16 protein-coding genes, 1 tRNA gene and 1 rRNA gene are annotated in these 16269 nt (G+C 35.7%); all 18 read right to left on the bottom strand.

Annotated elements, in window-relative coordinates; genetic code table 11:
• The coding region (locus tag C8C76_RS15480) for a GTP-binding protein (RefSeq protein WP_023878051.1) at positions 1–93 on the bottom strand (93 nt) is incomplete at its 3' end.
• Between the two features lie 144 nt (positions 94–237).
• Positions 238–891, bottom strand: coding sequence for an RNA polymerase sporulation sigma factor SigH (sigH, locus tag C8C76_RS04215; RefSeq protein WP_076546230.1), 654 nt, complete (start codon positions 889–891; stop codon positions 238–240).
• 63 nt (positions 892–954) lie between these two features.
• Positions 955–1695 carry a 23S rRNA (guanosine(2251)-2'-O)-methyltransferase RlmB gene (rlmB, locus tag C8C76_RS04210; RefSeq protein ID WP_108138954.1) on the bottom strand — a complete coding sequence of 247 codons (741 nt, stop codon included), beginning with the start codon at positions 1693–1695 and terminating at the stop codon, positions 955–957.
• Between the two features lie 7 nt (positions 1696–1702).
• On the bottom strand, positions 1703–3151 hold the full coding sequence (cysS, locus tag C8C76_RS04205; protein WP_108138952.1) for a cysteine--tRNA ligase: 1449 nt from the start codon (positions 3149–3151) through the stop codon (positions 1703–1705).
• Positions 3152–3253: 102 nt separating this feature from the next.
• Positions 3254–4729, bottom strand: coding sequence for a glutamate--tRNA ligase (gene gltX / locus C8C76_RS04200; RefSeq protein WP_108138951.1), 1476 nt, complete (start codon positions 4727–4729; stop codon positions 3254–3256).
• Positions 4730–4771: 42 nt separating this feature from the next.
• Entirely contained in the window at positions 4772–5563 is a 792-nt protein-coding gene (locus C8C76_RS04195) for a HutP family protein (RefSeq protein ID WP_108138949.1), read from the bottom strand.
• Positions 5532–6083 carry a 2-C-methyl-D-erythritol 2,4-cyclodiphosphate synthase gene (gene ispF / locus C8C76_RS04190; RefSeq protein ID WP_108138947.1) on the bottom strand — a complete coding sequence of 184 codons (552 nt, stop codon included), beginning with the start codon at positions 6081–6083 and terminating at the stop codon, positions 5532–5534. The genes C8C76_RS04195 and ispF overlap by 32 nt, the downstream gene beginning before the upstream one ends.
• The gene (gene ispD / locus C8C76_RS04185) at positions 6076–6768 is read right to left on the bottom strand and encodes a 2-C-methyl-D-erythritol 4-phosphate cytidylyltransferase (RefSeq protein WP_108138944.1); all 693 of its coding nucleotides are present in this window, start codon (positions 6766–6768) and stop codon (positions 6076–6078) included. The genes ispF and ispD overlap by 8 nt, the downstream gene beginning before the upstream one ends.
• 12 nt (positions 6769–6780) lie before the next feature.
• A complete protein-coding gene (locus C8C76_RS04180; RefSeq protein WP_108138942.1) occupies positions 6781–7863 on the bottom strand; it encodes a PIN/TRAM domain-containing protein in 1083 nt (360 codons plus the stop codon).
• A gap of 31 nt (positions 7864–7894) precedes the next feature.
• Positions 7895–8395: a CarD family transcriptional regulator gene (locus tag C8C76_RS04175; RefSeq protein WP_108138941.1), complete on the bottom strand. Its 501-nt coding sequence runs from the start codon at positions 8393–8395 to the stop codon at positions 7895–7897.
• A 111-nt stretch (positions 8396–8506) separates the two neighbouring features.
• Entirely contained in the window at positions 8507–9586 is a 1080-nt protein-coding gene (disA, locus tag C8C76_RS04170; RefSeq protein ID WP_108138939.1) for a DNA integrity scanning diadenylate cyclase DisA, read from the bottom strand.
• A 22-nt stretch (positions 9587–9608) separates the two neighbouring features.
• On the bottom strand, positions 9609–10979 hold the full coding sequence (radA, locus tag C8C76_RS04165; protein WP_108138937.1) for a DNA repair protein RadA: 1371 nt from the start codon (positions 10977–10979) through the stop codon (positions 9609–9611).
• Positions 10980–11076: 97 nt separating this feature from the next.
• The gene (locus C8C76_RS04160) at positions 11077–13497 is read right to left on the bottom strand and encodes an ATP-dependent Clp protease ATP-binding subunit (RefSeq protein ID WP_108138935.1); all 2421 of its coding nucleotides are present in this window, start codon (positions 13495–13497) and stop codon (positions 11077–11079) included.
• Between the two features lie 5 nt (positions 13498–13502).
• Positions 13503–14543, bottom strand: coding sequence for a protein arginine kinase (locus tag C8C76_RS04155; RefSeq protein WP_108138933.1), 1041 nt, complete (start codon positions 14541–14543; stop codon positions 13503–13505).
• Complete coding sequence (locus tag C8C76_RS04150; protein WP_108138931.1) at positions 14533–15069, bottom strand: UvrB/UvrC motif-containing protein; 537 nt, start codon at positions 15067–15069, stop codon at positions 14533–14535. The genes C8C76_RS04155 and C8C76_RS04150 overlap by 11 nt, the downstream gene beginning before the upstream one ends.
• Positions 15070–15072: 3 nt before the next feature.
• Positions 15073–15540 carry a CtsR family transcriptional regulator gene (locus C8C76_RS04145; RefSeq protein WP_108138929.1) on the bottom strand — a complete coding sequence of 156 codons (468 nt, stop codon included), beginning with the start codon at positions 15538–15540 and terminating at the stop codon, positions 15073–15075.
• A gap of 217 nt (positions 15541–15757) precedes the next feature.
• Positions 15758–15833: transfer RNA gene (locus C8C76_RS04140), tRNA-Asn, on the bottom strand.
• A 13-nt stretch (positions 15834–15846) separates the two neighbouring features.
• Positions 15847–15963: ribosomal RNA gene (gene rrf, locus C8C76_RS04135) — 5S ribosomal RNA — on the bottom strand.
• Between the last annotated feature and the right edge of the window lie 306 nt (positions 15964–16269).

The raw sequence follows: 16269 nt of genomic DNA, 5'->3' as shown, positions 1-16269 counted from the left end.
AGCTGCTGTTAGTGTTGTTTTTCCATGGTCAACATGTCCTATTGTACCTATGTTAACATGTGGTTTTGTTCTTTCAAATTTTGCTTTTGCCATTTTCTTTTCTTCCCCCTTAAAAATTTTACTTATTTTTATGTAGCCATCAGGATAAAATATCCACAAAAAAGGCCTGGCGGCTGCAGGCCGAATGCTGTCATTAATGACAGCCATATTTATTTGAATTAGAAGTAAGATAGAAAATTAAATATTATGCTTTTCTAAAAATACTTCTAATTTTCTTTTGACTCTTTGGAGAGCATTATCTACAGATTTAACATGTTTATCCAGACTTTCAGCAATTTTTTGATATGACTTTCCATCTAAATATTCCTGTAGTACATCAAATTCTAAATCACTCAGCATTGATGAAATTTCAGACTCAATCAAATCATAAGTTTCATTACTGATAAATAAAGCTTCTGGATTGGATAATTTTCCACCTTTTAAGATATCCAAAAGAGTTCTATCAGATTCCTCATCATAGATCGGCTTATTTAAAGAAATATAGGTGTTTAAAGGCTGGTGTTTCTGGCGAGTAGCAGCTTTGATTGCAGTTATAATCTGACGGGTAATGCATAATTCTGCAAAAGCCCTAAAAGAAGCCAATCTCTCAATCTTATAATCACGCACAGCTTTATAAAGACCAATCATACCTTCCTGGACAATATCTTCCCTGTCAGCTCCCACTAAAAAATAAGAGCGTGATTTAGCAAGTACAAAATTTTTATAACGCTTGATTAGAGTTTCCTGAGCTTCCATATCCCCCTGATGTACCAGTTCAACCAGTTCATCATCGGACATCTGCTTATACTCCTCAAAACTGATATCATCAAAATCGAGTTCATGAGCATTCATCTTCAACCAGAATCCCCTCCCTTATCCATTACATTACTATTATACTTGCTAAAAAAACTTTCGTCAAGAAATATCTTTTCCGCGCTGACGGAAAATTTCATAGATTATAATAGCCGCTGCTACAGAGGCGTTTAGGGATCCCAGTTCTCCGTTCATTGGGATTTTTACCAGGAAGTCACAGTTTTCTCTAACCAGTCTTCTCAGACCACTGCCTTCACTTCCAATTACAAGTCCAATCGAGCCGCTCAAATCAGCCTCAAAATGTGTCTGTTCTGCTGCTGCATCAGCTCCAGCAATCCAGAAATGAGCTTCCTTTAAATCGCGAATAGCATAATTAATATTAGAGACCTTAACTAAGGGAATGTGTTCAGCTGCCCCAGCAGCTGCTTTAAGGACTACAGGAGTAATTCCTACAGCTCTTCGGTCCTGATATACAACTGCATCTGCTCCAGCTGCATAAGCAGTTCTGATTATTGCCCCAAAATTATGGGGGTCTTTGATCTCATCTAAAATTACAACAAGTGCATCCCCATCTTTATTTTCTTTAATTTCAATTATATCGGCCAGTCCATATTCTTTTAGTGGGTCAGCTTCTGCAATAACTCCCTGATGAGCATGAGACCTGGCACTTTCATCTAATTTTTGAGATGAAATTCTGCTAACTGGAATCTTCTTTTCAGCAGCGAGTTCTAAAATATCATCTATCACTTCAGCACTAATTTTTTCCTGAATGAAAATACGATGAATTTTTCTGTTTCCTCTTAATGCTTCATAAACCGGATTTCTTCCTTCAATCTTTGGCATTTATTTATCATTCCTCTTTTCCCTTGATTTCCCATTCTGTTCCTCTGGGTGTATCTGTCACTTCAACCCCTATTTCCTGGAGTCGATCTCTAATCAGATCAGCTTCTTCCCAGTTTTTATTATCTCTTGCTCTGTCTCTTAATTCAAGTAAAAGGCTAATAAGCGGACTAACCAGTTTATCATCTGCACCAGGAGCCTTATTTAATTCAAATTTCAAACCAAGAATTTCTGCCAGTTCTAAAAATATTTCTTCTGTTTCTTCGAGAACGGCAAAATTTTTCTCATTTAAAGTGAAATCTTTCTGATTGAGGAAACTATTAATTTCTCCAACAAGATCATGTAAAACTCCTATCGCTTCAGCAGTATTAAAATCATCATTTAAGGCAGCCGCAAAACTGTCCTTTAGCTCTACTACTTTGGTAAAAAAGTTTTCATTTTCCTTGTTATCTTCAGCAGATTCTATATCCAGATTTAACACTTTCGCCAGCTGACGTCTTGCATTTTCAATTCTCTGCAGTGAAGTCTCAGCTTCTTCTAATTTTTCGTAAGAAAAGTCAATTGGGCTTCTATAATGTCTGCTCAAAAGAAAATATCTGACAGTCTGAGCTGGAAATTCTTTTAATACCTCTCTGCTGGTAAAGAAATTACCCTGAGATTTAGACATTTTTTCTCCACTTAAATTAACTGTGCCATTATGCAGCCAGTAATTAACAAATTTCTTGCCGCTGTATGCTTCTGACTGGGCAATCTCATTTTCATGATGTGGAAAGATCAAATCAACTCCACCACCATGAATGTCAAAAGTGGCTCCCAGGCGTTTCATTGACATTGCAGAACATTCAATATGCCACCCCGGCCATCCTTCACCCCAGGGACTGTCCCAGCCTTCTCCAGCTTCAACTTTTTTCCAGAGTCCAAAGTCAAGAGGGTTTTCTTTTTCTTCATTAACTGCAATTCTGGCACCAGCCTGCATTTCATCAAGACTTCTACCAGAAAGCTTTCCATAATCTTCAAAACTTTCCACACTAAAATAAACATTACCATTTACCTCATAGGCATAACCTTTTTCAATCAAAGTTTTTACCATCTCAATAATTTGATCGATATTTTCACTGACCCGTAAATATTTATCAGCAGGCTTAATATTAAATTCTCTTATATCTTCTAAAAATGCATTGGCATATTTATCAGCCAGTTCGGCGGGAGTGATCCCTTCCTCTTCTGCTCTTTTAACAATTTTCTCATTAATATCAGTAAAATTAGAAATATAATCAACTTCATAACCTAAATATTCGAGAAATCTTCTGATTACATCATAATTTATTGCACTCCTAATATGGCCGATATGAGAATAATTTTGAACAGTAAGACCACAGACATACATCTTAACCTTACCCGCTTCGACTGTCTCAAACTTTTCTTTTTGACCTGTTAAAGTATTATAAACTTTAAGCATTTACTCACTCCTTTCTGACTTGAAATGTTTAACAACTAAAAAACAAATTCATTTTTAAAAAAGAGCCTTCTCCCTCAGAGAAGACCCTTTAATTATCTCTTATTAATTGTTTTCAGCAAGTTCTAAGGCAGCATCAAGTCTGCGGGCAATTTCTTCAGCTCCAAAAATAGATATTACACTGGTCATTTCAGGACCTGAGCCTTTACCTGTGATTGCAAGTCTGGTTGGATGATAAATTGTTCTGCCCCCAACATCAAGCTCATTTTTCAGCTCCTTAAAAATCTCGCCAACAGCTTCAGCCGTTAATTCTTCCCTGGCAAAAGCCTTTTCTTTTAAAGTTTCAAATACTAATTTTACATCTTCACCTTTAAATTCTTCAGCTGCTGCTGCAGGATCTTCAAATTCAATTTCTGTCAGGAATAATTCAGCTTCAGCTGGAATTTGTGACAAATAATCAACTCCAGTTCTGCTCTCATCAATAACTTTAAGAAGCCAATCTCTATTATTTTCAATATATTCCTGATCTACAAGACCTGACTCAAGTAAAAATGGTAAAGACAGCTCAAAAATTCGATCAATTTCTGCTGCTCTAATATATTTACCATTCATCCAGTTTAATTTTTCTCTGTCAAAAACAGCACCACTTTTATTGACATCTTCAATAGCAAAACGATCGATGATTTCAGTCTGAGAAAGAATTTCTTCTTCATCTCCAGTCGACCAGCCTAAAAGAGCCATGAAATTAAATAGAGCTTCTGGTAAATATCCCTGCTCTCTAAATTCGCCAATATATACAGAGTCCTTACCCCGCTTTTTAAGTTTAGCTTTGTTTTCATCTAAAATTAAAGGCAGATGGGCAAATTTAGGTAAATCAAAGCCTAAAGCTTCATAGATTAAAATTTGCTTTGGCGTGTTAGAAAGGTGATCTTCACCCCTGATTACATGTGAAATTTCCATCAGTGCATCGTCAATTACAACTGCAAAATTATAGGTGGGCATTCCATCTGATTTAAAGATAATAAAATCATCTAAAACAGAGGAATTAAAACTAACATCTCCCCGGATTAAATCTTCTACAATTATTTCTCTTTCTTCTGCAGGCAGCTTAAAACGCAGTACCGGTTCTCTACCCTCAGCTTCATAGTCCTTTCGTTCTTCTTCAGTTAAATTGCGGCAGGAGCCATCATAACGAGGCATCTCATCATTATCAATAGCTTTCTGCCTCATTTGATCAAGTTCTTCTTTAGTACAGTAACATTTATAGGCATGGCCTGATTCTAAAAGTTTATCAGCATATTCCTGATAAAGATCAATTCTTTCGGTCTGACGGTAAGGACCATAATCTCCACCAATCCCGACACCTTCGTCTGCATCAAGGCCCAGCCATTCCATTTCCTGAATTATGATATCTTCAAATTCTTTGGTTGATCTTGCCTGATCTGTATCTTCAATTCTTAATACTAACTCGCCACCTTTTTGCTTGGCAACCAGCCAGTTAAAAAGAGCGGTACGCATGTTACCAATATGGATCTTCCCGGTAGGACTCGGGGGGAAACGCAATCTTATGTTATTACTCATAACCTTATAATTCCTCCTAAATTAATTTAAAATTATTTAATATTATATTACACTTGTACCTACAGTTAACTGTTCTGGACCATCAACTAATGCATGCCCGAACTTACCAAAAATAGCTACAGAAACATGACCATCACCACGAACAACAGCTATTTTAAATCCTCCACCAAGACCGGGGTTTACAAGGTCCAGCTGACTGTAGGCATCTTTAACAGCATTGGAAACAGCCATTTTTTCGCGTGAGTTTTCACTAATTACACCTCTAGCTATTGCAGCTACAGTTGTACTCTCGCGCAGTTTTATTGGTAGCTTTTCTGCGCTGGCACCAGTCTGAGTTATAGCTCCACGGTAACCATAACCTTCGATCTTTTTCAGCCAGTATTCTTCGTAATCACGACTTCTGGTCATCGAAAGATAAATAGCAGAACTTTCTGGGGTTATAGTTTTCTTTTCCATTTCCATTTCTTCTTCTTCATCTTTTAAATATCCATAAACAATATCTTCAGAAGTAACTATTCCGACTAACTGATCTTTATCGTTAAAAACAGGCAGGCCTCCGATATGATTATCCGATAGTTTCTTTGCTGCCTGCTGGACAGTACTATTTTCATTAATTATAATTAAATCATCAGACATAAACTCACTCACTGGTGCGTCCAGGTTCTTCTCTGAAATTATATCACCATCTGTAAGCATGCCAATTATTTTACCATTCTTTTCTACTAACAATCTCCCTATTTTATTAATGGAAAGCATTTTTTCTGCCTCCATAATTGTTGCTTCTGGAGTAATTGTTATTGGATCATTTGTCATTATATTTTTTACTAACATCATCTAATACTCCCTTCCTGTTCAGCTTCTTTAAAAACTGCCACAATGACTTCTCCACTACACTTACAACAGCATATGCTGCCATACCTTCTCTTCGGCCAGTAAAGCCCATTTTCTCATTTGTTGTTGCCTTAAAATTAATATCTTCTGCTTCTAATTCCAAATTTTTAGCAATTGAATTAACTATCTTATCCCGATAGGGTTTTAATTTTGGCTTCTCTGCTACAACTACTAAATCACAATTATTTATCACAAAATTTTTACTCTCGAGCTCTTTTTTTACCTCAGCAAGTAACTTCAAACTGTTTATATCTTTATACTCTGGATCATTATCTGGAAAATGACTGCCAATATCGCCACTTCCAACTGAACCCAGCAGGGCATCCATTAAAGCATGCAGCAGAACATCTGCATCAGAATGGCCCTGAAGACCGTATTCTGACTCTATTTCAACTCCACCCAAAAAAAGTTTTCTGTCTTTATCAAAGCGATGGCTGTCATAACCAAAACCAACTTTAAACATTAAACCGCTCCTTTAAAATTATTTCTGCCGGTTTTAAATCTTCTGGAGTAGTAATTTTGAAATTATTATAATCTCCTTCAACTATATATACCTTTTCTCCTAATTCTTCAACCAGAGTAGCGTCATCCAGTGCTTTATCTTTTCTATAATTATGATGTGCTTTTTTGATTAAATCTAATTTAAAAGCCTGTGGGGTTTGAATCGCTCTTAATGAATCACGGGCAAGTGTTTTTTTAGAAAAAGAATTTTCTACAACTTTAATTGTATCTTTAACTCTAACGCCACAGCTGACTGCATCGTACTTTTTTACTGCCTGAAAGCTCTTTTCGATTAACTCTCTTTTTATCATAGGGCGAGCACCATCATGTATTATAACATACTTAACTTTATCACTAAAGTTCTGCAGCCCATTATTAACCGATTCTTTTCTGCTCTTTCCACCAGCAACTATATTAAACTGCTGCTGATAATCAGAAAACAGGGGCAATATTTTTTGCTTAAAATAATCTATTTCGGCAGCAGCCAGGACTATATTAAGCTCAAAATCACGCTGCCAGTCTAAAAAAGATTTAATTGTATGATAGATTACCGGTTTCCCAAGCAGATCTAAAAACTGTTTGTTCATCTTCTTTCCCATTCTACTACCTTTTCCAGCAGCAGGAATTAATATTCCAATCTCTGACATCAAAACCATCCTTTAATTTGTTTTGGGGCGAGCAAAGATCATTCTGCCAGCGGCTGTCTGTAAAATGCTGGTAACAAGCACCGAGATATCATCTCCCATATATTTAATGCCTTCTTCTATAACAATCATTGTCCCATCGTCAAGATAAGCAACACCCTGTCCATTTTCCTTACCTTCCTTAATAACCTTAACATCCATCTCTTCCCCGGGCAAAACAACCGGTTTAACGGCATTGGCCAGCTCATTGATATTTAAAACATTTACCCCCTGGAGTTCAGCAACTTTATTAAGATTATAATCATTTGTTAAAACCTTAGCCTCAATCACCTGGGCTAATTTAACCAATTTGCTGTCCACCTCAGATATTTCTTCAAAATCATAGTCAATTATTTCCACCATAATTTGATCATCATTCTGCATCTGTCTTAAAATATCAAGACCTCGACGCCCCCGATTTCGCTTCAAGTCATCTGCTGAATCAGCTATATGTTGTAATTCTTCTAACACAAATTCGGGAATAATAAAATTTCCCTCGATAAAACCAGTTTTACAGATATCATAAATTCGACCATCAATTATGACACTGGTATCTAAAATCTTATCACTACCAGTTTTAAGCTGTGGACAGTCGATCTCTTCTTTTTTTCCTGAAAACAAAAAAGATGCTATATCTTTTTCTTTGTGAATAGCAAGGGCAAATCCCATATAGGTAAAAGTAATATTAATAAAAACTTGTAGAGGCATACCAATACGAGGTATTTGAGGAATAGGAAATATAAAATTAATAATAGCACCAGTTATAAGACCAATTATTAAACCAATAACTGCTATCACAATTTTTTTCCAGGTTAAATCTTTAAATCTTAACTCCAACTCCATTATAAAATTAAGTAATTTGTCTAACAAATAAAATAATAAAAAATAACCCAGAACTGCACCAAAAAGAACAGCATAAAATTGTTTTGTTAAAAAGAATTCCCCGATATTTTGCCAGCTAAAAGAATATTCAGTTGCTAAACCAAAGATATCAATTAAATGGTAAGCGATAACACCACCAAAAACCCCAAAAATCAAGCGCATTATCTTTTTTAGCATTATCTCACCCCCTCCCCCAAATAATCTTTAGTTAAGAATCAAGATCATCTTCGTCAAGTGTAAATAAATCATCCATCTTTTCTGAAATGCTTTCTTCATCCATATCTTTTGCCAGAACAAGTTCACTAATTAAAATCTGGCGGGCATTACTCAGCATTTTTTTCTCACCTGTAGAAAGTCCTTTTTCTCTATCTCTAATACTTAAGTTTCGAACAACCTCAGCTACTTCAAATATGTCTCCGGTCTTCAATTTTTCCTGATTAGCGCGAAACCGCCGATTCCAATTCTGAGACATTTTGCTCTTTTCACCGTTTAATAGTTCAAATACTTCATCTGCTTTTGCTTCAGAAATTACATCTCGAATACCAATTTTATCAATTTTATCAACTGGAATCATAACTTTCATTTCTCCAATCGGAAGTTTCATAATATAGTACTCTTTTTTCTCATCTAAAATAGTCTTAGTCTCAATACCAACAATGGTCCCTGCACCATGATTTGGATAAACGACTTTATCACCAATTTTATACATCTTATCCACTCCTCTTTTATGAAAGCAATAAAAATCCACCTTATAATTATACCATTTTAAAAAGCGGCAGTCAATCTGCTAACTTTTTACATTAAATTATAACGAAGTGTGCTAAATATGTCTATCTAGTAAAACCTGATCTCTTAAGCGGCGCAGTCCATCTTTAATTGCCTGAGCTCTTACCTCGCCAATCCCATCTACATCATCAAGCTCATCAACTGATGCTCGAATTATTTCCTGCAGATTTTTAAAGTGTTCCACTAAATTTTCTATAACCGGCATTGGCAGCCGCGGTATTTTCCGCATAATCCGATAACCTCTCGGTGAAACTGTTTCGTCCAGTGCATTTACACTACCACTGTATCCAAGCGCTTTGCTGATTGTATTTAATGTCAGGATTTCATCAGAGGACCAGTCAGTTAGATTTTCCAGCACCTTTTCTGGATCTGAGGTATCTTCTTCCAGTTCTTCTGAAATATAATCTTCAATCAGCAGAATCCCCTCTTCTCTAACATTGCTGACCAGTTCTTCTAACTGCATTTTAATTAATCTGCCCTCTGAACCAAGCTCAGAAATATATTTTTCAATTTCACGCTGAATCTTTAAAACCATTTCTGTTCTCTGAATAACCGTTACAACATCGGAAAGGGTAACCAGATTTTCAAATTCTAAGGCACTTAAATTTGTCAGAGCCTGATCAAAGACAGAGCGATATTTTTCTAGAGTTTGAATAGCCTGATTGGCTTTAACCAGTACAACCCTGATATCTTCTAAAATATGTTTCGAATCACCCTTATAAATTGTAATTATTGATCTTCTCTGAGAAATTGCGATGACCAGCTCTCCTGTCTGGCGAGCTACCCTTTCGGCAGTTTTGTGCCTGGTTCCAGTTTCAGAGGATTTAACTGTTGGGTCAGGAATCAATTGGGCATTAGCAAAAAGAATGTTTTCTGCATCCTGGTCCAGAACTATTGCGCCATCCATTTTCGCAAGTTCATATAAACGGGCAGGTGAGATAGGCGCTTCAATTTGAAAACCATCATTAACCAGCTCCAGCACTTCTTCTTTATCACTAACTACAATCAAACCACCGGTTTGAGCTCTTAAAATGTTTTCTAAACCATCTCTAAATACTGTCCCCGGAGCTAGAACTTTAAGAATATCCAATAGTTTTTCGTCAATTTCTTCCACTGCTTCACCTCATTTCGTAAATTTATTTTAGAATAATTTTTACAAATTCAGCTATATCTTTAACTGCATCTATTTTAATTTCCGGATCAAAAGCAATCTTTTTTGCATTTGCTGCCGGAATAATAACTTTTTTAAATGAGAGTTTTTTTAATTCATTGATTCTTTTTTCAATTTGTCCAACTGCTCTTACCTCTCCCCCAAGACCAACTTCTCCAATCACGGCCAGATCATTATCAAGCGATATATCTTTATAACTGGAAACAACAGCTGCGATTATTGCTAGATCAAGACCCGGTTCTTCAACATTCAAGCCTCCAGTAATATTTAAGTTTACATCATGTTCTTTAAAGTTAGCTCCCAGCCTCTTTTCTAGCACAGCTAAAAGCAGGGACAATCTTTTATAATCAACACCCTTTGCCAGCCTCTGCGGTGAAGGAAAAGCAGCCTCAGTAACCAGAGACTGTACTTCAACCAGCAGTACTCTGCTTCCTTCCAGTGCCGGAGTAATAATTGAACCAGATACATCTGCAGATCTCTCGTTAATAAAGAAACTGGATGGATTAGCAACCTCATTTATCCCATTTTCTTTCATTTCAAAAACACCAATTTCGTTTGTAGAACCGAAACGATTTTTTTTGGCCCGCAGCATTCGATACATGTGGTAATTATCTCCTTCAAACTGCAGCACTGTGTCGACCAAATGTTCTAAAACCCTCGGGCCAGCTAATTCTCCTTCTTTTGTAACATGACCAATTAAAACAACTGGAATCCCTGTTGTTTTAGCCAGTTTAACAAGTCGGTTTGTAACTTCTTTGATCTGAGTTAAATTCCCAGGAGCAGCATCTAATTCTGGAATATGTACAGTTTGAATCGAATCTACAACAATCAATGAATAGTCCTGGTTTTTCGAGATATGATTTTCCAGAACCATATAGTCTCTCTCATCCAAAATATTCAAATTTTCTTCCATACAGTTCAGACGCTCTGCCCTCATTTTTAACTGAGAAGCAGATTCTTCTCCTGAAAGATACAGAGTTTTGCCATATTTTTGACTAAAAAGAGAAGCCACCTGGAGTATCAGTGTTGATTTACCGATACCAGGGGCTCCACCAAGTAAGATCAGAGAGCCGGAAACAATACCCCCACCAAGTACCCGATCAAGTTCAGTTATATTTGTTTGATAGCGCTGTCTCTTAACCGATGAAATTTTTGTAATTGGCTTAGGTTCTTTCTCCTCTCTCTCTAGATCATATTTATTATTTTTATTTTTTGATTTATCTTCAATAACCTCTTCAAAACTATCCCAGGAACCACAGTTAGAACATTTCCCCATCCAATTAACGGATTTATAACCACATTCCTGACATAGATAATATTTTTTTGCTTTTGCCATTATTGATAACTCCTAGCTTTAATTCTGCTAATATTTATTATTAATTATATCATTTTTTACAGCATTTTACAAGAGAGGTTAATTTAATGTTCGAAGCTTAATTTACCTTAAAATCAAACTCACCATCTTTAACATCTACAATGATTTTATTATTTTCTTCAAACTCTTTATCCAGTATTTTTATTGAGAGTGGATTTTCAATCTGCCGCTGAATTGTCCTTCTTAACGGGCGTGCTCCAAACTCAGAATCATAGCCGTCTTCTGCAAGTTTTGCTTTAGCTGCTTCGGTCATTTCAAGCTCAATTTCTTTCTCTTCCAGACGCTCTCTTAAGTCATCTAACATTAGGTCAACAATCTTCTTAATGTGCTCTTTATTTAAGGAGTGGAAGACAATAATTTCATCAAGTCTGTTCAAAAACTCAGGTCTAAATGTTTTTCTAAGCTGAGACATAACATTATCTTTCATGCTCTCATAACTAGCCGACTCATCATTTTCCGTTTTAAAACCAAGTTGTGACTGCTTTTCTATAAAATCAGCCCCAACATTGGAGGTCATAATCACAATAGTATTTTTAAAATCAACTTTACGGCCGTGAGTATCTGTTAAAACACCATCTTCTAAAATCTGAAGCAAAACATTAAAAACATCTGGATGTGCTTTTTCAATTTCATCAAAAAGAATTACAGAATAAGGTCTTCTGCGGACCGGTTCGGTTAGCTGACCGCCTTCATCATGACCGACATAACCGGGAGGTGAGCCAACGAGTCTGGAAACTGAATGTTTTTCCATATATTCAGACATATCGACTCTGATCATTGCGTCTTCATCATTAAACATTGTTTCTGCGAGAGTTTTTGCAAGCTCTGTTTTACCCACTCCGGTAGGACCTAAGAAAATAAACGAACCAATTGGTCGCTTAGGATCTTTAAGACCGGCTCTAGCTCTGCGTACCGCTTCTGATACAGCTTTTATCGCTTCATCCTGACCAATAACTCGTTTGTGAAGTTCGTCTTCCAGCCGCAGTAATCTTTCAGTTTCAGCTTCTTCAAGTTTAGTAACCGGTATCCCGGTCCAGCTGGAAACAATTTCTGCAATGTCTTCAGTTGTTACTACAGCTTCTGCTTTCCCTTTTTCATCTTCCCAGTTGTTTTTTAATTCTTTTAATTCTTTTTTTAATGATTTTTCTTTATCTCTCATTCTGGCAGCTTTTTCAAATTCCTGATTTTTAACTGCCGCTTCTTTTTCTTTTTCAGCTTCTTCTAATTTCTGGCTTAACTCTTTAAATTCAGGTGGCCTGGTACTGTTGCTCAATCTCACTTTAGAAGCTGCTTCATCAATTAAATCAATTGCCTTATCAGGCAAAAATCTGTCAGAAATATAGCGGTGTGACAGGACTACAGCATCTTCTATAGCCTGATCAGTAATTTTTACCTTGTGATGTGCCTCGTAAGGATCACGCAGTCCTTTTAAAATATCTATTGCTTCCTCTGTTGAGTTTTCTTCAACCAGCACAGACTGAAATCTTCTCTCTAAAGCAGCATCTTTTTCAATATACTTTCTGTATTCATCAAGAGTTGTAGCTCCAATTGCCTGCAGCTCTCCTCGCGCAAGGGCAGGTTTTAGAATATTAGCAGCATCAATTGCACCTTCAGCTGCTCCAGCACCTACTAAAGTATGCATCTCATCTATAAAGAGAATAATATCTCCGCTTTCAATTATTTCTGTCATTACAGCTTTTAAGCGCTGCTCAAATTCACCTCTATACTTTGATCCAGCAACCAGGGAACTTAAATCAAGAGAAACCACCCTTTTATTTAACAGTAATTCCGGTACATTTTCACTGACTATCATCTGTGCCAGACCTTCAATAATAGCGGTCTTACCAACACCAGGCTCACCAATTAAAACAGGATTGTTTTTGGTTCTGCGGCTTAAAACCTGAATCACTCTATTAATTTCTTTGTCTCTTCCAATAACCGGATCAAGTTTATTCTCTCTTGCCATTTCTGTCAGATCACGACTGTATTCATCTAAATTTTTAGTTTTTCTGCCTGAAGATTTTTTATTTTTCTGCATCGAATTTTTACCCCCAAGTAAATCAACAACTTCTTCTTTAATATTGCTGATATCACTGTTTAAGTCCATTAAAATCCGAACTGCTACACCTTCTCCTTCTCTAATTAAACCCAGGAGTAGATGTTCTGTACCAATGTAATTATGACCCATTTTACGGGCTTCATCCATTGCCAGATTTAATACTTTTTTACTTCTGGGAGTCAGACCAATAGAACCTTTAACTTCATTCTGTCCCTTACCGATCATATCTATAATTTTACTTTCAATAACTTCTTTGCTTACTCCATTATCTATTAGTGAACGAGCAGCAATCCCCTGGCCTTCTGCAATTAGGCCATATAAAATATGCTCTGTTCCTACATAACTGTGTTTAAGTTTTAAAGCTTCCTGTTCAGCAATACTCAAAACTTTTCTTGCTCTTTCTGTAAATTTAGCAAACATTATTTTCACTCCTCATTTAATATATTTCTAATTATTTCAGCTCTTTTTATATTGATTTTATCCTGTTTAAGTTTCATACCAAAACTGTGCTTTAAATGCGCATCCTTTATTTTAAATAATAATTTCGAAAATAAATCTTGATCTAGTTTTTCTTCAATTAAATTTGCATCCTGTCCAAATTTAATTCTCGATAAATACTTTAAAGCTTCAGCTTCTTCAAGCTGATAAGCATATTTTAAAATCCCTAATGATCTTAAAACATTGTCTTTTAACTTAAGATAATTGTTTCTCAGCAAATACTCCCTGCTTTTTCTCTCTTCAGCAATAATCTGCTGAATAACACTATCAAGTTTATCTATAATTTCTTTTTCATTAAAACCTAATGTTATCTGATTTGAAATCTGAAAAAGCTCAGCTTCACTGCTGCTTCCTTCTCCTGCAACACCTCTTACAGTTAGGCCAAATTTTCCAACTGCACCTAAAATATTATCTATTCGTCCACTTAAAACAAGTGCAGGTAAATGGCACATCACAGAAGCTCTTAAAGCAGCCCCTACATTAGTAGGACAGCTGGTTAAATAACCCCATTTATCCGAAAAAGCATATTCTAATTTTTCGTCCAGTTGATTGTCGATTTGATCGATTTTCTGCCAGAGATCATTAAACTCAAGACCTGCTTTTAAGATTTGAAGCCTTAAATGGTCCTCTTCGTTAACCATAATTGAGAGGTGTTTGCTGTTATTTAAAAATAAAGCTTTAGTTTCTGAACTTTCCGTGTGACCCTGACTTATTAAATGTTCTTCATGTAAAACTTCTCTTTCAATTTCACTTAAATCACTCATTAAATAAAAATCAAAGCCACTATCTATTAGAAAATCAAGTTCTCTTTTTAAAGATGCGATTAATTCTTTCTTCTCTTCATAATTGCTCCTATTAGGAAATTTATACTTTTTTAGATTTCTGGCCAGTCGTATTCTGGAACTTAAAATAACATCTTTTTCATTCCCGTCTTCAATCTGCCAGTCACTTACTAGATTATTTTTCATTCTTATCTTCCTCCATGTCATCTTTTACAGCATGGATTTTATCTCTAATTTCTGCAGCTTTTTCAAAATCTTCTTTTTCAACAGCAACCTGCATTTCCTTTTTTAATTTATTTATTTCACTTTCTACCTCAATTAGCTGTTTAAATGAAAGTGGATATTTGCCTTTATGCCTGCTGTTTCCATGAATTCTTTTAAAAAGTTCATCCAGTTTGGGTTCAAAAATTTCAAAACATTTCTGACAGCCAAAAAGCCCACCTTGTGTAAACTCCTGATAACTTAGGCCGCAGTTTGGACATTTAAGCTCCTTTGAATTCTTATTTGTAAAATAAGAAGATTCCTGATTTGAAAAATTATGATTTAAAATTCCTGATAACAGGCTCTGAAAACTTAAATTATTATCCTCTATATTTAACTTGCTGCTTCTTCTAGCACATTCTTCACAAAGATGGATTTCTTCTTTCTGTCCATTAATAATCCTTGTTAAATGGACAGAGGCTTCATTTTCACCACATCTATCACAGAGCATTGGCTAATCCTCCTTCACTTTAAATATAACCTCAAGCATATTTTTCAAAATTCTCCCTCTCAAATAATCTCTTTCCGGCAGAGAAATCCCCAGTACATTTCGATGTACTGCTCTTTCCATTAAATAAGATTCTCTTTCTGAAATCAAATCATTATCATATAATCTTTTAATTATTCCATGTGCTTCTTTCTGGCTTATTGCCCTATCTAATTTATTTATAACTTCCTGAATTACTTCTTTATCAGAATCTAAAGTAACTCTAATTATTCTAATAAAGCCACCGCCGCCGCGCTGACTTTCGACGATATAGCCTTTTTCTACTGTAAATCGAGTATCAAGAACATAATTAATTTGGGAAGGAGCACAATCGAAATTTTCAGCTAATTGATTTCTTTTTATCTTTACCTTGCCCTGATATTTAGAGATTTGTCTTCTTAAATATCTTTCAATCTGATCAGACAAACTTGACATATTCTCCCCCTCCTAACTTTGACTTATCTTGACCTTTAATTATATAATACTATATTTATAAAAAAATGCAAGTAAATTATCACACAAAAAAAACACCCACTTTTAAGTGAGTGTTTTATAATTAAATTCTCTTATTTTATAATTATTTTTTTAATCAGTAATTAAATACTCTATAAAATCAAAAAAAGACCCTTTAAAAGGTCTCTAAATAAAAAAATGGCTCCCCGAGCAAGACTCGAACTTGCGACAAGATGATTAACAGTCATCTGCTCTACCAACTGAGCTATCGGGGAGTATTTAAAAAAGGACCGGCAGCGACCTACTCTCCCACATCGTTACCAATGCAGTACCATAGGCGCTGGAGGACTTAACTTTTGTGTTCGAGATGGGAACAAGTGTTGCCCCTCCGCTATTACCACCGGAAATATTCATTGTTTTTCTGCTCTTTTCACTTTGAGAAAAGCTACAGATTTATGTTCTCTAAATTTCTGAACTTGATTAATTTAGCTTTTAGATGCTTTATGAAGGTCAAAGAAAAAAGCTGTCTGAGCGAAGCGAGTTCTTTTTTCTACTGAATAAAGCTTCTACAAGCGTTAATAATTAATCTGTGATTGAAATTTAGATAACTGTACAATCAAAGATACATATAGGAAATAATGATTAAGCCCTCGATCTATTAGTACCAGTTAGCTTAATGTATTACTACACTTACACCTCTGGCCTATCTAC

Source organism: Halanaerobium saccharolyticum, assembly GCF_003053565.1.
Classification (GTDB): domain Bacteria; phylum Bacillota; class Halanaerobiia; order Halanaerobiales; family Halanaerobiaceae; genus Halanaerobium; species Halanaerobium saccharolyticum_B.
The sequence above is the reverse complement of the archived record's forward strand: the minus strand, read 5'-3'. Positions and strand labels throughout refer to the sequence as shown.